The organism is Nocardia sp. MDA0666, assembly GCF_003023875.1.
Lineage (GTDB): Bacteria > Actinomycetota > Actinomycetes > Mycobacteriales > Mycobacteriaceae > Nocardia > Nocardia aobensis.
Genome location: NZ_PYHT01000014.1, coordinates 83,147 through 102,654, shown reverse-complemented (window position 1 = coordinate 102,654; position 19,508 = coordinate 83,147). Strand labels below are relative to the sequence as shown.

Sequence of the window (19,508 nt, the reverse complement as noted above, 5' to 3'; positions counted from 1 at the left end):
CGAGGCGCGGGGCGGCGCCCAAGAGGCGAAAGTCCCTTCGATGACGCACGAAATGCCCGATCGGACATTCCGATCGGGCTTCGGGCGGGCGGAGGTCAGACGGTTGTGACGACCTCGTCGTATTCCAGCCGCGGGGAGCGCGGATACCAGGCGTCGGGGCCCGGCTTGCCGATGTTGACCACGACCAGCGCGCTGTGCGTGCCCTCGGGGAAGAATTCCTTGTCGACACCGGCGGCGTCGAACCCGTTCATCGGGCCGGCGGCCAAGCCCGCGGCGCGGATGCCGAGGATGAAGTAGCCGATCTGGATCAGTGCGTTGAACCGCGCCGATTCGGCCCGGTAGTCGTCGTCGGCGAAGTAGTCCTTGGCGTCGGGGGCGTGCGGGAAGACCTTGGGCAGGTGATCGTGGAAATTGAGGTCGGCGGCCAGAATCGCGGTCAATGGCGCCTTTTCGGTCTTGGGCTTGTTGTTGTCGAGCATATGCTCGACCAGCGCGGCGCGGGCTTCGGCGCCGCGAACCAGCACGATCCGCAGCGGCTGCTGATTCATCGCGGTCGGCGCGTATTTGACCAGCTCGTAGATCTCGCGGATCTGCTCGTCGCTCACCGGCTCGTCGGTGAAGGTGTTGGCGGTGCGAGCCGTGCGGAACAGCAGGTCCTGGGCTTCGGCCGCGAGGGGCAGGTGCGTGGTGGGCTGAGCGGTGCTCACAGCGTAACTCCTTGTAGGGGTGAAGGTTTCGTTCAGTCGTGGGTGACTCGGCGGGAAAGGGTGCGCAGTTCACCGTCGACGCGGACGAGCACGTCGTGCACCACACAGCTCGGCGCGATCTCCGGCGCCGCGCCGGGCCGGATCTTGACCACCAGGCAGTACATCGTGGCGCCGATGCTGCCGTCGTCGCGCGGGGAGAGGTTGATCATGTTGAACCAGTGCCGGCGCTGCATCGGATCGCTGTCGAAGCGCTTGTGGAACTCCACCAGATCCGACACGATCCCGGCGCGGGTGCGCGCGGGCGGGCGGCCCGGCGTGTGCTCGAATTCCGCGTCTTCGGTGAAGGTTTCGGCGTAACCGGTGATATCGCGGTTGTCCAGGCGCTGCATCTGATCGGCGTAGAACTGCTGGACCTCGGCGTACAGCTCGGCACGGCTGGCGACAGTGGTCATGGACGGCTCCTCGGAAGACGGTGTGGCCGCCGGTGTTCCGGGCGGACCTCGATCGCGCTCCACGGTCGCCGACGGCGCTCGAGATTCGGTCGAGCCCGCGCCGGTTTGACCGGTCTTATAGGGCCTTTCGCGACGCTGGTGGCCGGACGGGCCGGCGTAACCGGATCCAGCACCGATGGAGGAGATATGGCGGACAGTCAGCGTGTGGCGCTGGTCAGCGGAGCGACCAGCGGAATGGGCTTGCAGATCACGAAAAACCTGGCGGCACAGGGTGTTGCGGTGTTCATCTGTGCCCGCGACGAGCAGCGGGTGGCCGATACGGCCAAGCAGTTGCAGGACGACGGGTTCGCGGTGGACGGGGTGGGCTGCGACGTTCGCGACGCCGCGCAGATCCGGGAGTATGTCGACGCCGGGGTCCGGCGGTTCGGCCCGGTCGACATCCTGGTCAACAATGCCGGTCGCAGCGGCGGCGGCGTGACCGCGCAGATCGAGGACCAGTTGTGGCTCGACGTGATCGAGACGAACCTGCACAGCGTCTTCTACGCCACCAAGGCCGCGCTCACCGCCGGAGGCATGCTCGAACGCGGCAGCGGCCGGATCGTCAACATCGCCTCGACCGGCGGTAAGCAGGGTGTGCTCCACGGCGCGCCGTATTCGGCCTCCAAGCACGGGGTCGTTGGCTTCACCAAGGCACTGGGGCTGGAGCTGGCCAAGACCGGGATCACGGTCAACGCGGTCTGCCCCGGATTCGTGGAAACGCCGATGGCCGAACGGGTTCGGGAAGTGTATTCGGGTCTGTGGGGTGTCGATACCGACGAGGTGCACGCGCGCGTGAGCGCCCGGGTGCCGATCGGCCGCTACGTCCAGGTCGACGAGGTGGCCGCGATGGTCGACTACCTGATCTCGCCGGCCGCCGCCGCCGTGACCGCACAGGCATTGAATGTCTGTGGCGGCCTGGGCAACTACTGACCGCGGAGCGCCGTCATGACGACAATGGACGAAAACGCCACGCCCACACCGGAACTCGATGCCGCCCAGCACGACTACCTGCAGATACTCGACGCCATCCAGTCGGGCGCGCTGCGGCTGCTGGCAGGCTTCCCCGCACAGCCCAGCGGCCTGCGGATCCAGGTCGGCGAGGTGACCGTGGAGGCGCAGTGGCCGCAGGGCCCGGGGGAGGCGGCCGTGAGTGCCGGCGCCGCACCCGCACCGGCACCCGCAACCGACGCCGCGACCGAGGTGCCGGTGACCGATCCGGCGATCCGCGCACCCAGTGTGGGCGTGTTCTATCGGAGCCCGCAGCCCGGTGCCGAGCCCTTCGTGGCGGTCGGCGACCGGGTGTCGCCGGGGCGTCAGGTCGGCATCGTCGAGGCGATGAAGCTGATGATCCCGGTGACGGCCGAGGCGGGCGGGGTCGTCACCGCGATCCTCAAACAGGACGGTGATTCGGTGCAATTCGACGAACCTCTGTTCTCGTACTCGCCGGAGTGATCACGGGCGGGCGGACCTGCGCCAGGTGAGAATGCGGCGCTGGGTCCGCCCGTCCACCTGCGCGGCACCGATGAGCGTCAGCACGTCGCCGTCGAGGGACATCTGCCGTACCTGCTCGGTGCCGGCCCAGGCCGGATTCGAGCACACGCTGATGGCGTGCACCACCGCCATTCCCGCCGTGCGCCAGGTTCCGGCGTAGCCCATGAACGGGGGCGCCGCGGTGGTGTCGCCGGTGCGCATCATGCTCACCGAGACCGAGCCCTGTGCGGTGTAGATCAGCAGACCGCGCGGCGCCGGGCCGAGCGGCCCTTCGCTGCGCACGTCCGCGTCGTCGATGTCGTAGTAGGACACCAGTTCCCAGGTGCCGACGAGATCAGTCGCAGTCATGGGCCTCACGATGCGTGCCGTCGCTCGAATCATGCTCGAGCGTTCCCGCGGGCGTAGTCGTAGGAGGCGCGTACCAGCTGCCAGACCTGTTCCAGTTCGTCGGCGTCGCGCGGGCCGTAGACCATCAGCAGCGTCGCCGGCAGGACGCCGGCGCGGGCCATCGGATGCTGTTCGGCCCAGCCGGCCGAAACGGCTTCGGCGGCAGCGGTTTCCGGTAGGCGCAGATGCAGGCTGCCGTCGGCGTGCCCGTGCAGGTGCACGAATTCGGTGCCGGCCAGGAAGGCGTCCTCGGGTCCGTGCGCGAGGTCGGGATGCAGATGCAGGGCACGGGTGTCGGGCAGCGAGACCGCGCTGCGGGCGGCCAGCACACCGTCGAGTGTGATCATGCGCGCCCACAGCGCTTCCTGCAGCCGGACGTCCGGATTCTGGGTCAGCTGCTGATGAGGATTGTGGGGCCGGGTGAGCGGGCGTTCGCCGCGCCGCCTCGGCAGGCGAAGGTTTCCGTGTGGTGCCGTCGCAGTCATCACTGTGCTCCTCTCGCGCCGGTAAAGGCTTCTGGTCACACAGTAGTTTCCAAAGTATAGTAGTTACCAAATGGAAAGTGCCTAGGAGTGATCATGACGCCCGTCACGCCGCCGCCCGTCGCCGATCCCTGTCCGATCTCGCCGGTGGTCGACCTGTTCTTCGGCCGCTGGTCCACCCAGGTGCTGTGGGTGCTGATCCACGACGGCCGGATGCGGTTCAACGAAGTGCAGCAACGCATTCCGGGTGTCACGCCCAAAGTGCTGACCCAGCGGCTGCGTCAGCTCGAACGCGACGGTCTGGTGCAGCGCACCTACCATCCCGAGGTCCCCCCTCGCGTCGAGTACGCGGCCACCGCGCTGGCCGCCACCCTGACTCCGTTGTTCGACGGTCTCGCGCGGTGGTCGAACGAGCACCTGGCGCAGGTGCTGGCGGCCCGCGCCGCCTACGACGCGGGCGAACGCTGAGCCGCCGATTGCAATAGCAGTTCGGCGAATTCACGCGGCATGGTGATCATGCAGTCGTGCCCGGTCGGCAGAATCTTCAGCCGTTCGCCGGGCAGGTCCGCAGGAGGAAGAGTCCGCGGCATCGCCGCGCGCATCGCCTTGAAGGCCTCACCGCCCTCGCTGCAGTGGATGTGGGTGACGGGAACGAGGGCCAGATCGTCGGGATTGCGCAGGGTCAGCGGCTGGTGAAAAGTCTTCAGCGACTGGGCCGTCAGCATCGAGGCCACCCAGCTCAGGTCGGGTTCCTCGGTGACGCCGTTGATACCGCTGTCGCCCATCGGCTCGGTGGGTGGCGGCACCCGCCAGCCGTCCCCGACGGCCGCGGCCGCGGTGGTGAACGCCTCGACCATCTCCGGCATGATGTCGGCGACGGCTTCGCCGTCTCGCGGCACGAAGGTATCCACGTAGATCAGCTCGGCGATGCGGTCCGGGAACCGGTCCGCGAGCGCGGTGACGACGATTCCGGCGTAGCTGTGGCCCACCAGGATCAGCTCCCGCAGATCCTCGGCGACGATCAACTCGGCGAGATCGTCGACGTGGGTGTCGAGTCCCACGTCAGGGGTGAGGTCGTCGGCGCGTTCGCCCATGCCGGCGAGTGAGGGCGCGAAGACACGGTGGCCGGCCGCGGTGAGCAGCGGGGTCACCCGCTGCCAGGCCCAGCCGCCGTGAAACGCGCCGTGAACGAGGAGATAGGTCGACACGACAGGTCCTCCTGGGTATGGGGAATCAGGTACTGGAAACGAGCTGGTCGCCGTGTGCCGGCGGGACGTGCTCGGGCCGGATCCCGAGGCCGATCACCCGTGCCACCACGTGCGAGAGTCCGGGGAAGCGACGCAGCAGCCGGGCCAGCAACGGCTTGTCGGTGCTGGGTCCTCCCGCGTTCGGATACAGGTCGGCGAGCAGACGCAATTGCGCGAATTGCACTACGCGCATAGGGAATTCGCGGCGGCGCTGCACCGCGCGCAACTGCGCGAGACTCGGGACACCGCCCGCGGCCAGGGTCGGCGCGAGCAGTCGCGCGGCGGCGACCGCGTCCTGGACCGCGAGATTGATACCGACGCCGCCCGCCGGCGACATCGCGTGCGCGGCATCGCCGATGGCCAGCAGGCCGGGCCGCCACCAGTGCCGCAGGCGGTCCACCCGCACGTCGAGCGGTTTCACATCGTCCCAGTCGCGGATCGCGGTCTCGAGCCCCGGCGCCAGTGCCGGATAGATCGCCGCGAGCTGCGCCCGGAACCCGGGCAGGCCGGCGGCGCGGATCGGCTCGAAACCACCCTTGGGGATCATGTAGGCGACCTGCAGATAGTCGCCGCGATCGATGCAGACGATGAAGAACCCCTTGCCGCTGCGCACGGTCGGCAGGCTTTCGCCCTCGGGTTTGCCCACCCGGAACCACAACACGTCCATCGGCGCCCGGCTCGCCGCCACCGCGAGCGCACCACTGGTGCGCACCAACGAATTCCGTCCGTCGGCGGCGATCACGAGACGGGCCCGCACCTCGACCGGACCGTCCGGGGTGGCGGCGCGCACACCGTCGACGACGCCGCCGGACTCGAGCAGTTCGGTGACCTCCGCCCGCTGCAGCAGACGGAATCCCGGATACCGGCGGCCGGTTTCGGCGAGGAAGTTCAGCACGTCCCACTGCGGCATGAACGCCACGAACGGGAACCGGCCGGGCAGCCGGGCGAAGTCGGCGAACACGACCGGCCCCAGCGCGGTCGCCATCGGCAGCCGCGCGGCCCGCACATGCGGCAGCCGGAGAAATTCGTCGGCGAGCCCGAGTTCGTCCATCACCGTCAGCGTCGACGGGTGGACCGTGTCACCGCGGAAGTCGCGCAGGAAGTCCGGATGTTTCTCCAGCACGAGAACTTTCGCCCCGGACCGGGCCAGCAGTACACCGGCGACCAGTCCCGCCGGTCCGCCGCCGATCACACACACATCGACGGTCTCGACTGTGGCCGTCTCTCGCTCGCTCAGGCCAGGCACGTCGGTACCCGGCCGTCGTTGTAGCCGACCATCTCGTCGAAGATGGCGAGCACATCCAGCGGCGCGCCCGGTGCCGCGCCGTCCGCCTCGGCATAGGCGCGATGAAGATTGCCGACCACCCGCTCGGCATCCACCAGATCCGCGAACTCGCCGGGATCGGCCTCGAGTGCGATGCCGAGCGGAGTCAGCCCCAACGCCCGGCCGTCGAGCGCCAACCTGTCGATCCATTCCAGATACCGGGTCGTCTGATCGAAGATCTCCGGTCCGGTCACCGGGCCGTGGCCTGCCACAACGGTTTCCGCGCCCAGCGCCGACAGTGTCCGGATCGCGGCGAGGGTGCCGGCGACCGAACCGAACAAGCAGAACGGCGCCGCGCCCGACATCACCAGATCCCCGGCGAACAGCACCTTCTCCGCGGGCAGCCACGCCACCACATCGTTGGTGGTGTGCGCCGCCGGACCCAGATGGATCAGCTCCACCCGCCGCTCGCCGACGTGAAGGGTCAGCCGGTCGGAGAAGGTGACAGTCGGCGGCGTGACTCGCACGTCGCCCCACCGGACCTGCGGCCACAGCTGCGTCAGAGCCAGCCCGGTCTCGATCATCTCGGCGCGGATCCGATCGTGACCGACGAGGACCGCGGCCGGCCCGAACAGATGGTTGCCGAAATTGTGGTCGCCGTGGTGATGGGTGTTGACCACGGTGCGCGCCGGCCCGCCGGCGACCCGATCGACATGCTCGATCAGGGCGCGGGTGCGGTCCTCGGTGGCGAGGGTGTCGATCACCAGCGCACCGTCGGGCCCGGCGACGACACCGGCGTTGCTGACGCACCAGCCGCCGTGGCCGTGGGTGTAGGCGAAGACACCGTCGGCGACCTCCTGCACCACCGGCTCGGCGAGCTGCGGACTTCCGGTCGCGGTCATGACGGTGATTTCGCGGATTCGGCGCGGCGGGCCGCGACGTATTGCGCCGCGCACAGCAGGGTGTTGCGGCTGTTGGTGCCCAGGGCTTCACCGAGATAGGCGCGGGCTTCGGCGAGTCCGGTATCGGGGCCGAGGATGTCGCGCGCGGCGGCAGGGTTGATCGCCACCGTGTGCCGGGCGAGGACCACCACACCGGCGGGGCCGTCGGCGAATTCCCATGCGCCACTGTGCCCGAACAGCATCGCGGGCGGCAGCTGCTGTTTGTAGTCGATACGTTCGGCTGGGACACAGATCCGGATCGACCGGGTGGTGTGCGGGATACCGCCCTCGGTGACGGTGTCCATCTCCATCAGCTGCACCCCGTCCGCGTCTTCGGTGAGATCCACCCGGCCGACGTGCGGAACGTGGTCGGGCCAGCGGTCGCTGTGGTAGACGAAGTCGTAGAGTTCGGCTGCCGTCGCATCCAGCGTCACGCGGTCTTCGAAGGTGACGATGATGTCGTCGACCGGATGCCCCAGCTCGGCGATCCGTGCCAGCGCCGCCAGTTCGGTGACGCTGTTGCGGTCGACCGCGCCGGTGATCACGTCCGGATCCACACCGTCGGCCACGGTGAAGTGGTGATCGAGTGTGACAGTCGTTGTGCGCGGGCCGGTTTCGTCGAAACGCCACTGCCCGCCCATGGAGGCGATCGGCGCCCGGCTGCGTTCCTGCTCGAAGGTGATGCGCCGGCCGGCGGGGTCCAGGGTCCGGCGCGAGGTCCAGTCGGTGACCTGACCGTTCACCGTCGCCCACAGCCGGAACCGCTCCTCGTCGGCGCCGCGGTGCAGATGCCGCACCAGCACGGACGGTTCGAAGATCACCGGCCAGCGGCCGACGTCGGCGACCAGCCCGTAGACCTCGTCCGCGGGCGCCTCGACGACCCGGGTGTGCGTCGTGCGGATGGTCATGCCACACCCGCCAGCTGCTGGTTGACGATGTCGATCAGCTCTTGCGGGGTCTTGACGTCGATGAGCTGTTCCTCGGGGACCGTCACCCCGAACTCGCGCTGGATGCGCGAGGCGGTTTCGATCAGGGCCAGCGAGTCGTAGCCGAGCTCCTCGAACTCGACCTCGGCGATGTCACCGGCGAGTTCGGGGGCGTCCTCGTCGCCGCCGGCGCAGGCCACCAGAATTCGGCGCAGGGTGTCGATGGTGATGGTCATGATGTGCTCCTGAGTGCGTTCGGAGGGATACTGCAATTGCTGTGCGGGGTCAGCGCGGGTGCGCGCGGACGACCACCGCGGAGTTGAAACCCCATCGCCCGCGCGCGAGGACGAGCCCGGCGCCGAGGTCGGCCGAGCGCGGTTCGCCGCGGACCAGGTCGATCGGGCATCCTTCGGCGAGCTCGGTGGTGGCCACGGTCGGCGGGATCACCGCGTCGCGCATGGCCAGCAGGCAGGTGACGATGTCGAGCGGGCCCGCACCGGAGAACAGCCGCCCGGTGAGCGGTTTCGTGGCGGTCACCGGGACTGCGCCGGGACCGAAGACGGCCGCGAGGGCGGCCGCCTCGGCACGGTCGGCCTCGGGCACACCGGCGGCATCGGCGAAGACCACATCGATGTCGTCGCTGCGCAGTCCGGCATCGGCGAGCGCCAGCTCGATCGCCCGCTGCAGTCCCGGCGGGCGCGGCGAACCCGGCGGCGGATCGAAAGTCTGCGCGTATCCGGCGATTTCGCCGTAACAGTCGGGCACGCCCCGGGCTTGGGCCGCCGCGGCGTCCTCGAGCACCAGCATGGCCCCGCCCTCGCCGGGCACGTTACCCGCCGCGTGCGCGTCGAACGGCAGATAGGCGCGCGCGGGATCGGTTGCGGTGCTGACGGTTCCGGCCGCGATGTGGGAGACCCAGCCCCACGGGTCGAGCGCCGAATCGACGCCACCGGTGACCACCAGGGGAGTGCCGCGCCGCACGGTGCGCCGGGCGTGCCCGACCGCGTCGAGGCCCCCGGCCTGATCGGCGACCAGCGCGCTGCTCGGTCCGCGCATGCCGTGGCGGATCGAGATCTGGCCGGTGTTCACCGCGTAGAACCAGGCGAACGATTCGTACACGCTCACGTGCTCGGAGCCGCGCGACCACAGCTTGTTGAATTCGCGGTGGGTGAATTCGAAACCGCCGGAAGCGTTTCCGGTGACCACACCCATGCCGTAGTCGGTGAGTGCGGTGGTGTCGACCTTCGCGTCGTCGAGGGCCCACTGCGCGGCCACCAGTGCCATCCGGGTGGAGACGTCGGTCTGCGGCAGCAGCCGGCTCGGCAGATACTTACCGGCGTCGAACTCGGCCACCTGGCCGGCCAGCGTCGCGCCGAATCCGGTGGTGTCGAAGCGGGTCAGCGGTGCGATCGCGCCGCGTCCCGCCAGCACCGCATCCCAGAAGTGGTCCAGGCCCAGCCCGTTGGGCGCCACCACGCCCATTCCCGTCACGACGCTCATGCCGGCACCCCCTCCGGCCGGCGCAGCACCATGGCGCTCTGGAAGCCGCCGAATCCGCTGCCGACGCTCAGTACGGTGTCGATGCGGTGGTCGCGCGCGGTGAGCGGGACGTAGTCGAGATCGCATTCCGGATCGGGCTCGTGCAGATTCGCCGTCGGCGGCACCACCTGGTGCTGCAGCGCGAGCAGGCAGGCCGCGATCTCCACCGAACCGATGGCGCCCAGTGAATGACCCACCATCGATTTGATCGAGCTCATGGGCGTGCGGTAGGCGTGCTCGCCGAGACTGCGCTTCACCGCGGCGGTTTCGTGGCGGTCGTTCTGGCGGGTGCCCGACCCGTGCGCGTTGACGTAGTCCACGGCGGTGGGATCGACCCGCGATTCGTCGAGAGCCACCCGGATCGCCTCGGCCATTTCGCGTCCGTCGGCCTTGAGGCCGGTCATGTGGTAGGCGTTGCAGCGGGTCGCGTAGCCGGTGATCTCGGCGTAGATGTGCGCGCCGCGGCGGCGGGCGTTCTCGTACTCCTCGAGCACGAACATCGCCGCCCCTTCGGCGAGGACGAAACCGTTGCGCGAGTTGTCGAACGGGCGCGAGGCGTGCTCGGCGTCGTCGTTGCGCGGCGTGGTCGCCTTGATCGCGTCGAAGCAGGCCACCACGATCGGCGTGATCGGGGTATCGGCGGCGCCGGCCAGCACCACGTCGGCGGAGCCCTCGCGGATCAACTGCACTGCGTGCCCGACCGAGTCCAGTCCCGACGTGCACCCGTTGGACACCATGGCCACCGGCCCCTCGGCGCCCACGCTCCATGCCACTTCGGCCGGCATCACACTCGGCACCATGTAGTCGAACATGTAGGGCGAGACGTGTTTCTCGTCGAGTACCCAGTCGCGGCCGGAGTCCGACAGCACCAGATATTCCTGTTCCAGGCTCGTCGCCGCGGCCACGGCACTGCCGAGGCTGACACCGATACGCTGCGGATCGAGCGTGTCGACGGCGAGACCGCTGTCGGCCACCGCTTCGCGGGCACACACCACCGCGAATTGGGCGGCACGATCCATGCGCCGAATCTCCCTGGGCGACAACCCTTCCCGAACCGCGTCGAAATCGGCCTCGCCCGCCACTTGGGACCGGTAGGGGGAGGCGTCGAAGAAGCTGATCCGGCGGGTGGCGGTGCGCCCGTCCGACAGCAACTTCCAGAATTCGTCCTTGCCGTTGCCGCCGGGCGCACGCACCCCGAGCCCGGTCACGACGACGCGACGGTTCATAACGAACCTCCGAATGCATTGGCGTACACAGCTGTTGTCCCTTCTCGCCGAAGAGTCCCGAAAGTCCCCGAGATCACGATCAGGGTGAAGCGGGCCGCTCTAGCCCCGCTCGAGCACCGCGATCGAGCTGTCCTCGAGCGCGCGGCGCGAACCTGAGCACACCGGACGCTGCGGTCCGGCTGACCGTGGCCGATCGAGCACAGGAGACACCCCGTGAAGACGCCGCCAAGCTCCCACACCGCGGACTGGGTACTGTGCCCGGGCTGCCGGATTCCGCTGTATCGCAAGCGTTTCGAACGCGACCTGGGCGTCTGCGGTGAATGCGGCCGGCACACCACCCTGTCCGCCGAGCAGCGATTGCGCCAGCTGGCCGATGAGGGCCGCTTCGAGCCGCTGCCGATCGCCGGCACCGAGGACGACCCGCTGAACTTCCACGACGTCGTGCCGTATGCCGACCGGCTGTCCGGTGCGCGGGCACGCACCGGACTGCGGGACGCGGTGGTGTGCGCGACCGCACGCATCGAGGGCGCCGCGGTCGTCGTCGTCGCCATGGACTTCCGCTTCCTCGGCGGCAGCCTGGGCACCGCCGTCGGGGAGATGATCACCGTAGCGGCGGAATACGCTCTGGCCGAACGCATTCCGCTGCTTCTGGTCACCGCCTCCGGCGGCGCCCGCATGCAGGAGGGCCCGCTGTCGCTGATGCAGATGGCCAAGACCAGTGCCGCGCTCGAGCAGCTCGATCGCGCGGGCATCCTCACCGTCAGCCTGATCACCGATCCGACCTACGGCGGTGTCGCCGCGTCGTTCGCGACGCTGACCGACGTGCTGATCGCCGAACCGGGCGCCCGGCTCGGCTTCGCCGGGCGCCGGGTCATCGAGCAGACGATCCGCCAGGAACTGCCCCCGCGGTTCCAGACCGCGGAATTCCTGCTCGAGCACGGCCTCATCGATATGATCGTGCCCCGCTCGGGCCTGCGAGCGACGCTGGGTTCGCTGCTGCGCATCGCGGGGCCGGTCGACCCCACCGGCGAACCGGGTGCGGCGGCCGAGATCGTCACCGATCCGCACTCGCTGCCCGAGACCGAGGCCTGGGAACAGGTCCGCCGGGCGCGCGAGATCAGCCGGCCCACCGCCCTGGACTATGTGGCTCTCGCGTTCGACGGATTCCTCGAACTGCGCGGCGACCGCATCGGCGCCGACTGTCCAGCCGTCGTCGGCGGTCCGGCCTGGCTCGGCGACCGGCCCGTGATGGTGATCGGCCAGCAGAAGGGGCACGATCCCAAGGAGCTCATGGCCCGCAACTTCGGCATGCCCACGCCGCCGGGATATCGCAAGGCCGCCCGGCTCATGCGCCTGGCCGAAAAGCTCGGTCTGCCGGTCGTCACGCTCATCGACACCCCGGGCGCCTATCCGGGCGCGACCGCCGAGGAACAGGGCCAAGCCGTCGCCATCGCCGAGAACATCCGCCTGATGTCGGCCTTGCGCGTTCCGGTGATCAGTGTGGTGATCGGCGAGGGCGGCAGCGGCGGCGCGCTGGCGCTCGCGGTCGCCAACCGTGTGCTGATGCTGGCCGACTCGGTCTACTCGGTGATCAGTCCCGAAGGATGTGCGGCCATCGTGTGGAACGATCCGAGCGCCTCGGCCGAAGCCGCTGCGGCACTGCACATCACCGCTCGCGAACTGCTGCGGCTGGGCATCGTCGACGGTGTCCTGCCCGGCCACGATGGTGCCACCGCGCCGCGCGTGGCGGCCGAGCGGCTGCACCGCGCCCTGGCCGAGACTTTGCGGGCCTTGATCGGGCGCAGCGGCGAGGAGTTGGCGGCCGAGCGGCGAGCCCGGTTCCGTCGCTTCGGTGTCCCGGTGGCTGCTCGCTCGGCGGCGTGAGGGAGGCGCGATGTTCGACAAGATTCTGATCGCCAACCGGGGTGAGATCGCGCTGCGGGTGGCCCGTACCTGCCGGGAGATGGGGGTGTCCACGGTGGCGGTCTATTCGGCGGCCGACCACGATTCGGCGGTCGTGGATTTCGCCGACGAGGCGGTGCGGATCGGTCCGGCCGCGGCGAAACGCAGCTATCTCGACGCGGCCGCGATCCTGACGGCCGCGGAGATCACCGGCGCCGACGCCATCCACCCTGGCTACGGATTCCTTTCGGAGTCACCGGATTTCGCCGATGCCTGCCGTGCCGCCGGGGTCACCCTCATCGGGCCGCCCGCGGACGTCATGGCCGAGCTGGGCGACAAGCAGTCGGCACGCACGCTGATGGCCAAGGCCGGGCTGCCGCTGCTGCCGGGCAGTCTCGACGCGCTCGAATTCGATGAGGCGCAGGCTCTCGCGGACCGGATCGGATACCCGGTGATCATCAAGGCCGTCGCCGGCGGCGGCGGGCGCGGGATGGCGGTGGTGCACGACGGCGCCGATTTCGCCCGGGCCTACCGGGACACCCGGGCCACGGCCCGCATGCTCTTCGGCGACAGCCGGGTGTATGTCGAAAGGTATCTCGACCGCGCCCGGCACGTGGAGGTGCAGGTGCTGTGCGACACCTTCGGCGCGGGTGTCCATCTCGGCGAGCGGGATTGCTCGGTGCAGCGCAGGCATCAGAAGCTGGTGGAGGAATCGCCGGCGCCGCGGCTGCCCGACGGGCTGGCCGCCCGGATCGGCCGCTCCGCGGTCGACGGGGTCCTCGCCGCCGGATACACCGGAGCCGGCACCGTCGAATTCCTGCTCGACGCGGCCGGCAACTACTACTTCATGGAAGTGAATTGCCGAATCCAGGTCGAGCATCCGGTCACCGAAATGGTCACCGGTATCGATCTGGTCGCCGAGCAGATCCGGATCGCCGCCGGCGAACCGCTGGCATGGACGCAGGATCGCATTCAGCCGAAGGGCGCCGCGATCGAATGCCGGATCAATGCCGAGAATCCCGCGGCCGGATTCGCGCCGACGCCCGCGAGGATTTCCGAATTCACCGCGCCCGGCGGTCCGTTCACGCGAGTCGACACCCATATCCGGGCGGGTTATTCGGTTCCGCCGGACTACGATTCGCTGCTCGCGAAGGTCATCGTGTGGGCGCCCGATCGTGATGCCGCGATAGCGCGGATGAACCGGGCGCTGGCCGAATTCCGGGTGGGCGGCGAAAGATTGTGCACCACGCGCGAATTCCTGCTGGACGTCCTCGATCAGCCGAAATTCCGAGCCGGTACCCATACGACCGCTCTGGTGGAGGAAATGTTCGAGGGTACCGCCCCGGAATGAGAGTGCCGGATCAGGCGGGCGTGGCCGAGCGTTCCGCGCCCGCCTGCCAGCCGATCAGATATCCGGCGTGCCGGCGTTCGAGCATCAGGGTCACCGATTCGTCGGAGGCGTTGAGGATGTCGCTGTGTAATCGGCGCAATTTGACGCACGGATCCAGGCCGAGCTCCCGCTGCAGGGAACGGGCGAATTCATGGTAGGACTCGAGGGCGCGATGACGGCGGCCGGAACGGCACAGCGCGTACATGTAGTACGCCTGCAGTCGTTCGTGCAGGGGCTGCTCCGCGGTCAGTCGCGCCAGGTCGGGGCAGACTTCCCGGTAGCGGCCCAGCCGCAGCTGGGCTTCGATGCGCAGTTCGAGGTCGGTCAGCCGCACCTGTTCCAGATGCGACAACTCGGCCGACAAGGGCAGGCCGCACTCGACGTCCAGCAGCGCCGGACCGGTCCACAGTGCTTCGGCCGCGGTGAACAGATCCACCGCGCGCAGATCGTCACCGGCATTCAACGCGCAGCGGGCGGCATCGGTCATCGTGCGGTAGTCACGCACATCCAGTACACAATCCTGGGCGTCGAACATATAACCCTTGCTCCAGGTGCGGAGATATCTGTCCGCGATTTCGCCCTGATCGACCTCCAGATACTGCGCCATCTTCTTGCGGATTCCCAGGACATAGGTCTGCACGACCGTTATCGCGCTGCGGGGCGGATCGTCGTTCCACAGCTCTTCGATGAGTGTCGTGACCGGAACCACCGTCGAATGCCGAATCAACAACAACGCCAGCAATTGCCGTTGTTTCTGGGCGGTCGGCGTCGCATTGCGATTGTCGAGGGCGAGAGTCAAAGGGCCCAGAACGCGGGCATACACAGGATTCGACACGTAGCGTCCCCTTGTAGCATGAATTGCTGTGCGGTGAGCGTGAAATCGTACGTCGCTGTAGACCGTTTCAGAGTACCGAGGCCGTTGTGGCGAGACCGTAAACCCACTGTGATCATACCGTTAACGCCGTACGGCCGTCTTGTTCTCGCATATGTTTTCGCAGGTGAAGAATATTTTGGACGCTCGACTAGGTGACAGTGCGGCCGGCTCCTCGCCGGAACCGGTTGCCGCCGAGCGCAATCCGGGCGATACGGCGGACCGCCGGTTCCGTCAGGCTCCGGCGAGGGGCACGGCGACGTGTGCGGCGAAGGCCGCCGCGGCGGCGGCCGGATAGTCGGTGGTGCCCGCGAAATAGTCGCCGGTCCAGCTGGTGGCGAGTTGCTGTAGAGCTGCCACGTTCCCCGGTTCTGGTGTCCCGCACAGTAATTCGCCCAGCGGATCGCTCGAGGGCCCTTCGGCGTCGGTGTGTTCGCCGGTGGTGAGCCGCACGCCGAGGAACCGGCGATGGAGATGTGCCCGCAGGGCGGTGGTTCCGCTGCCGAAGTTGTTGCACAGCGCGGGTGGACCGGAGACGGTGAGGACGGGAAGGTCGGTGGCGGCGAGGTCGGCGAGTGCGACATCGGTGTTGTCGCCGAGGAAGGATTTCACCGGATCCAGCAGGACGAGCCCGCGCAGGTTCGCCCACGCGGCCGGATCGGAGTCGTGCAGGCGGTGGGCGACGTATTCGACGGCCTCGGCGCCGGCGGAATGGCCGATGAACACCAACGGGCGCGGTAGCGCGGTCGAGCCGGCTCCGGCGCGGGCCGCGGACGTGGCGAGGGGGCCGGTGGGATCGCCGGCGGTGGCGAACAACCGGGCCACCTGATCCAGGAACGCGGTGTTGTCGCCGAGATTCTGCAGGGTGCAGCCGTCGAGGTTCAGGAACGGCAGACTGGGGGAGAAGACCAGATACCCTGCGGCGGACAGTGTTTCGGCGAGCGCAGCGACGTTGCCCTCGGTGCGGGCGAAGCCGTGCTGGAGCCAGACCATGCCGCGCGGCGTGCCCGCCGGCCGATACCACGCGGCGTCCTGGTGCAGGGTCGTCGCCGCACAGGGCAGATCCACCGTGCCCGGCAACGGCGGGCCCGCGGCGACGGGAGCGACTGCGGCAGCCGCGACACACGCGGCGGCGAGGACGGTCGGAATCGAAGCTCGCAGCCTCATCGCAACTCCACAAGCACACTCGGTGTCCCGGTGATGACGCCACCGGGACACCGATCAGTATTCGCCACCGAGGCGCGTGGCGGAAGCGCTTCGGGCCGAATTACCGAGGGAATGGCTTCGGCCTCATAGTGATTCGGGATCGACATGGATCGGCAGGGCGCCGGTCCGCCACACGATGCGGAGCGTGAGCTCCGACAACCGCCACCCCTCCTCGGTTCGTACCGCAGTTCCGTCGAACACACCTCCCGCCAGGAAATGCGATTCGAGCGCGGCCGGATCGGTGGCACCCGCACCCCACAGGTGCATCGCGGTCAGGTTCGCCCGTAGCCGCGCGGTGTCACCGTCGACATCGACCAGGTAGTCCGAGGTGACATGGTGGGTTGCGCGAAACATGCTCACAGCCTTGGCCTGCTGGTCAGCGATGACCTCGCGACCGACTCGTGCTTTGCCCGTCGGACCCACCCAGCGACCGTCCTCGGTGAATACCGCGTCGACAAGTGCTCGGTCCACGCGCTGTTCGTCGACCGCCCTGTAGTAGCGACTGACCAAACTGGTGATCTGGACCCGATCGTCTGCCTCGGGCACGGAAAAAGAAGTCATGCCGGTACTTTCACCGGCCGACCTTGCGCAGGGCTTGCGCCGTACATGCGCGGTCACGCAAGCAGGCCGGGGTCCAGCTCTCGGCACCGGTCACCGTCACCTCTCACTTCCCGGTAACTGGACGGTTACCGAAATGGACGGCCTGGGTGCGGGGTCGGGCGGCGATGCATCAGCACTGGCGCCCGCACCCGGACGCCGAGAAATTCGCTCGTCGCCACGCCGCGCCGGATTCGACAGTGCGGTATGCCGGATCGATCTGCATCGCGCGGATCCTGCCGGTTGGCCGCGGGTTGCGAGCGGTGCGGCGGAAGCGGCTCGAATCGACGTCGCGCACATTCCCAGGGTTTCGCTGAATGATTGCCGGGTACCTGCTGAGGTGTAGCCGAACATGCTGGGCTGCCGGGGGCGACAGCCGGCCCACGCCGGCGTATTCCCCGATGAATCCATCTCATCCGATCGAGAGGAGAGCAACCATGACCGGACAGCTCGACACTCTGATGGACAGCACCGTGTACGACTCGCACGACGACAAGATCGGCAAGGTCAAGAACATCTACGTCAACAACGAAACCGGTTCGCCGACCTGGGCATCGGTGTCCACGGGGCTGTTCCGCCACGATTCGCTGGTCCCGCTGGTCGGGGCGCAGCACAATCCGCAGTCCGACGCGTTGCGGGTGAATGTGGACAAGGAAATGGTCAAATCGGCGCCCGCCGTCGAACAGGACGGGCACATCAGCCGGGAGGGCGAGGAACAGCTGTTCCGCCACTATCACGTCGACCCGAACTACTCGGGCTGGGACGCCTACGGCCGGGCGATGCGCGACGGGCAGGGAACCGCGCGTCCAGATGCCGCCCCGACCGGCCGCCACGCCGCCACCGATCCCACCGGCGACCAGGGCCTGATCCGCTCCGAGGAACGCTTGAACGTCGATACGCAGCGTGAGGAGGTCGGCACCGCGCGCCTGCGCAAGTACGTCGTCACCGAGGATCAGACCGTGACGGTGCCCACCAGTCACGAAGAGGTGCGGGTGGAACGCGAACCGGTCACCGACGCCGGCGCGTACGGCCGGACCTCTCTGGGCGACGAGGAACAGGAAGTCACCCTGCACCGTGACCGGGTGACCGTGGACAAGGAGACGGTGCCGGTCGAGCGGGTGCGCCTGGCCGTCGACGACGTCGAGGAACAGGAGACCGTCGGCGACACCGTGCGCAAGGAGCGCATCGACACCGAGGGTACCGATCCGGGACGCTACGACGATCGCCGCTACCCGGACGAACACTGAGCACTGATGGTGTGAGCCGGGCCCGGACCGGGCCCGGCTCTATCGCTCACGGGGGGCAGGCGCTGTCAGGCCAGAGCCAGGTGGGCCTGCAGCAACCAGGCGGGAACCGAGCTGCGGCCGCCGGGCTCGTCGCGCACGTCCTCGAAGTGGACCGGTGATCGATCGTCGCGGGGGAGATCGTTGCCGTGTATGCGAGCCGGGCTGATGTCGTCGATGACCCAGTACTTCGAAACGAACTCGCGCAGTTCGTCTTCGGTCACCGGATTGGGGCCGAACCCCTCGGGCGAGGACGGCAACGCCTTGCGGTCGAAGACGAGCACGAAGTAGGACGCGCCCGGGGCCGCCGCGCGGACGATGGAACGCTGATACCCGTCGCGCTGGTCGACCGGAATCGAGTGGAACAGGGTGCTGTCGACGATGGTGCCGAAACGTCCGTCGTACCCGGTGAACGAGGTGATGTCGGCGACCTCGTAGGTGGCGGTGGTCAGTCCGCGCCGCTCGGCCTCGGCGCGGGCCAGTTCGATGGCGGTCGGGGCGGAGTCCAGCCCGACCGTCGTGAAGCCCCGCTCGGCCAGATACAGCGAGATCGCGGCCTCTCCGCAGCCGACGTCGAGGACGTCGCCGTGGAATTTGCCTTGTTCGGCAAGCACTTTCAGCTCCGGCTGCGGCTCGCCGATACTCCAGGGCGGTTTGGCGCCGGAGAACGGGCCGGCATCGCGCTGGTACGCATCCTCGAACGTGAAATCGCCCGGTGTGGTCATGATGTCCTCCGGATCGGTCGGGGCTATCAGACATGGATGTAGCTCATTCGATGCTACGGCCGCGCCTCGTGCGGGGGTGCGGGCGGTAGGGGTTGTTCCGGGGGGCGTGACTCGATAACCCGCATTAGCGATGAATTTCACGGCCCGCCGTCGTCCGATCGGGTAGGAAGCTCACTCCCGACACCTGCGAAAGAGTCAACTATGTCTGTATCAGTGCTGGATATGTCGATGTCGCTCGACGGGTATATCGCGGATTCCGATGACTTCCTCGGCGGTGAGGACGGTGAGCGATTGCACCTGTGGGCCGAGGAGACCGACGCGGCCGGGCCGCTCGCCCAGTTCCAGGAGGAGTGGAACGCCGCGGGTGCGGTGTTGTCGGGCCGGCGGACCGCGGAGCTGATGGACCACTGGGGTGGCGATCACAACGGCCGGCCGATCTTCGTACCCAGCCATCGCCCGCCCGCACCGGCTGCTCGCTGGGGTTATCCGCTGGTGACCTATGTGCAGGACGGCGTCGAGAGCGCGATGGCACAGGCGAAAGCTGCTGCTGGGGAGCGGAATGTGCAGATACGCGGCGGCGCTTACACTGTGCGCGAGGCGTTGACGGCGGGGGTGCTGGACGAACTGCAGATCCATGTGATTCCGGTGTTGCTCGGTCGTGGACGTCGCTTGTTCGACATGTTGCCGGCGGAGATCGAACTCGACATCATCGAGGTGATCAATACGCCTGCGGCTACGCATATTCGTTATCGCGTCCGACGCTGAATCCAACCCCAACGCGGGCAACAACTTCAGCTGAAACCTCCGATGGGTGGCGCCGCTCAGCCGGTACG

Annotated in this window: 22 protein-coding genes; 7 read left to right on the top strand and 15 right to left on the bottom strand. The window is 68.3% G+C overall.

Translation table 11 applies throughout. The features are described 5' to 3' along the window. Positions 1-95: 95 nt before the first annotated feature. Positions 96-707 (bottom strand): malonic semialdehyde reductase, encoded by a 612-nt coding sequence (locus C8258_RS20235; protein ID WP_106956543.1) that lies wholly within the window; start codon positions 705-707, stop codon positions 96-98. 32 nt (positions 708-739) lie between these two features. After that, positions 740-1,159: a nuclear transport factor 2 family protein gene (locus C8258_RS20230; protein ID WP_036511328.1), complete on the bottom strand. Its 420-nt coding sequence runs from the start codon at positions 1,157-1,159 to the stop codon at positions 740-742. A gap of 186 nt (positions 1,160-1,345) precedes the next feature. On the opposite strand from C8258_RS20230, the gene C8258_RS20225 reads away from it, so the two are divergent. Beyond that, complete coding sequence (locus C8258_RS20225; protein WP_036511325.1) at positions 1,346-2,128, top strand: SDR family NAD(P)-dependent oxidoreductase; 783 nt, start codon at positions 1,346-1,348, stop codon at positions 2,126-2,128. Positions 2,129-2,143: 15 nt separating this feature from the next. Next, entirely contained in the window at positions 2,144-2,650 is a 507-nt protein-coding gene (locus C8258_RS20220; RefSeq protein ID WP_199195778.1) for a biotin/lipoyl-containing protein, read from the top strand. Here C8258_RS20220 and C8258_RS20215 read toward each other — a convergent pair whose 3' ends face one another. Both C8258_RS20215 and C8258_RS20210 read right to left on the bottom strand, forming a co-directional pair. Further along, the gene (locus C8258_RS20215; RefSeq protein ID WP_084507105.1) at positions 2,651-3,037 is read right to left on the bottom strand and encodes a lipocalin-like domain-containing protein; all 387 of its coding nucleotides are present in this window, start codon (positions 3,035-3,037) and stop codon (positions 2,651-2,653) included. It abuts the gene before it with no gap. A gap of 29 nt (positions 3,038-3,066) precedes the next feature. Next, positions 3,067-3,561, bottom strand: coding sequence for a luciferase family protein (locus C8258_RS20210; RefSeq protein WP_106956541.1), 495 nt, complete (start codon positions 3,559-3,561; stop codon positions 3,067-3,069). A gap of 93 nt (positions 3,562-3,654) precedes the next feature. Here C8258_RS20210 and C8258_RS20205 point away from each other — a divergent pair, with 93 nt between their 5' ends. After that, the gene (locus C8258_RS20205; RefSeq protein WP_036508201.1) at positions 3,655-4,026 is read left to right on the top strand and encodes a helix-turn-helix domain-containing protein; all 372 of its coding nucleotides are present in this window, start codon (positions 3,655-3,657) and stop codon (positions 4,024-4,026) included. On the opposite strand, the gene C8258_RS20200 is transcribed toward C8258_RS20205, so the two are convergent. From C8258_RS20200 to C8258_RS20170, 7 genes are read right to left on the bottom strand one after another with little or no spacing between them, the layout of a single operon-like run. Beyond that, positions 4,005-4,766 (bottom strand): alpha/beta fold hydrolase, encoded by a 762-nt coding sequence (locus C8258_RS20200; protein ID WP_106956540.1) that lies wholly within the window; start codon positions 4,764-4,766, stop codon positions 4,005-4,007. The two genes, C8258_RS20205 and C8258_RS20200, sit on opposite strands and share 22 nt — an antisense overlap. A 25-nt stretch (positions 4,767-4,791) precedes the next feature. Next, complete coding sequence (locus tag C8258_RS20195) at positions 4,792-6,051, bottom strand: FAD-dependent oxidoreductase (RefSeq protein ID WP_233225217.1); 1,260 nt, start codon at positions 6,049-6,051, stop codon at positions 4,792-4,794. Then, a complete protein-coding gene (locus C8258_RS33290) occupies positions 6,039-6,971 on the bottom strand; it encodes an MBL fold metallo-hydrolase (protein WP_106956539.1) in 933 nt (310 codons plus the stop codon). The genes C8258_RS20195 and C8258_RS33290 overlap by 13 nt, the downstream gene beginning before the upstream one ends. Then, positions 6,968-7,918, bottom strand: coding sequence for an aromatase/cyclase (locus tag C8258_RS20185; protein ID WP_106956538.1), 951 nt, complete (start codon positions 7,916-7,918; stop codon positions 6,968-6,970). The genes C8258_RS33290 and C8258_RS20185 overlap by 4 nt, the downstream gene beginning before the upstream one ends. Next, complete coding sequence (locus tag C8258_RS20180; protein ID WP_030515841.1) at positions 7,915-8,172, bottom strand: acyl carrier protein; 258 nt, start codon at positions 8,170-8,172, stop codon at positions 7,915-7,917. The genes C8258_RS20185 and C8258_RS20180 overlap by 4 nt, the downstream gene beginning before the upstream one ends. Before the next feature lie 49 nt (positions 8,173-8,221). Further along, positions 8,222-9,436 carry a ketosynthase chain-length factor gene (locus tag C8258_RS20175; RefSeq protein ID WP_106956537.1) on the bottom strand — a complete coding sequence of 405 codons (1,215 nt, stop codon included), beginning with the start codon at positions 9,434-9,436 and terminating at the stop codon, positions 8,222-8,224. Next, entirely contained in the window at positions 9,433-10,701 is a 1,269-nt protein-coding gene (locus C8258_RS20170) for a beta-ketoacyl synthase (RefSeq protein WP_106956536.1), read from the bottom strand. The genes C8258_RS20175 and C8258_RS20170 overlap by 4 nt, the downstream gene beginning before the upstream one ends. A gap of 213 nt (positions 10,702-10,914) precedes the next feature. Between C8258_RS20170 and accD the strand changes: the two genes are divergently transcribed. Next, entirely contained in the window at positions 10,915-12,585 is a 1,671-nt protein-coding gene (accD, locus tag C8258_RS20165) for an acetyl-CoA carboxylase, carboxyltransferase subunit beta (protein WP_199195776.1), read from the top strand. 10 nt (positions 12,586-12,595) lie between these two features. Continuing rightward, the gene (locus C8258_RS20160; RefSeq protein ID WP_106956606.1) at positions 12,596-13,954 is read left to right on the top strand and encodes an acetyl/propionyl/methylcrotonyl-CoA carboxylase subunit alpha; all 1,359 of its coding nucleotides are present in this window, start codon (positions 12,596-12,598) and stop codon (positions 13,952-13,954) included. Positions 13,955-13,964: 10 nt separating this feature from the next. Here C8258_RS20160 and C8258_RS20155 read toward each other — a convergent pair whose 3' ends face one another. From C8258_RS20155 to C8258_RS20145, 3 genes are all read right to left on the bottom strand, one after another. Beyond that, complete coding sequence (locus tag C8258_RS20155; RefSeq protein ID WP_083871389.1) at positions 13,965-14,828, bottom strand: AfsR/SARP family transcriptional regulator; 864 nt, start codon at positions 14,826-14,828, stop codon at positions 13,965-13,967. A 270-nt stretch (positions 14,829-15,098) separates the two neighbouring features. Next, the gene (locus C8258_RS20150) at positions 15,099-16,031 is read right to left on the bottom strand and encodes an alpha/beta hydrolase (RefSeq protein ID WP_106956534.1); all 933 of its coding nucleotides are present in this window, start codon (positions 16,029-16,031) and stop codon (positions 15,099-15,101) included. A 123-nt stretch (positions 16,032-16,154) separates the two neighbouring features. Beyond that, positions 16,155-16,631 (bottom strand): nuclear transport factor 2 family protein, encoded by a 477-nt coding sequence (locus C8258_RS20145; protein ID WP_106956533.1) that lies wholly within the window; start codon positions 16,629-16,631, stop codon positions 16,155-16,157. Positions 16,632-17,104: 473 nt separating this feature from the next. Between C8258_RS20145 and C8258_RS20135 the strand changes: the two genes are divergently transcribed. Next, on the top strand, positions 17,105-17,914 hold the full coding sequence (locus tag C8258_RS20135; RefSeq protein WP_106956531.1) for a DUF2382 domain-containing protein: 810 nt from the start codon (positions 17,105-17,107) through the stop codon (positions 17,912-17,914). A 65-nt stretch (positions 17,915-17,979) separates the two neighbouring features. On the opposite strand, the gene C8258_RS20130 is transcribed toward C8258_RS20135, so the two are convergent. Then, the gene (locus C8258_RS20130; protein WP_106956530.1) at positions 17,980-18,675 is read right to left on the bottom strand and encodes a class I SAM-dependent methyltransferase; all 696 of its coding nucleotides are present in this window, start codon (positions 18,673-18,675) and stop codon (positions 17,980-17,982) included. Positions 18,676-18,876: 201 nt separating this feature from the next. Here C8258_RS20130 and C8258_RS20125 point away from each other — a divergent pair, with 201 nt between their 5' ends. Then, a complete protein-coding gene (locus C8258_RS20125; protein WP_106956529.1) occupies positions 18,877-19,440 on the top strand; it encodes a dihydrofolate reductase family protein in 564 nt (187 codons plus the stop codon). The last annotated feature ends 68 nt before the right edge of the window (positions 19,441-19,508 follow it).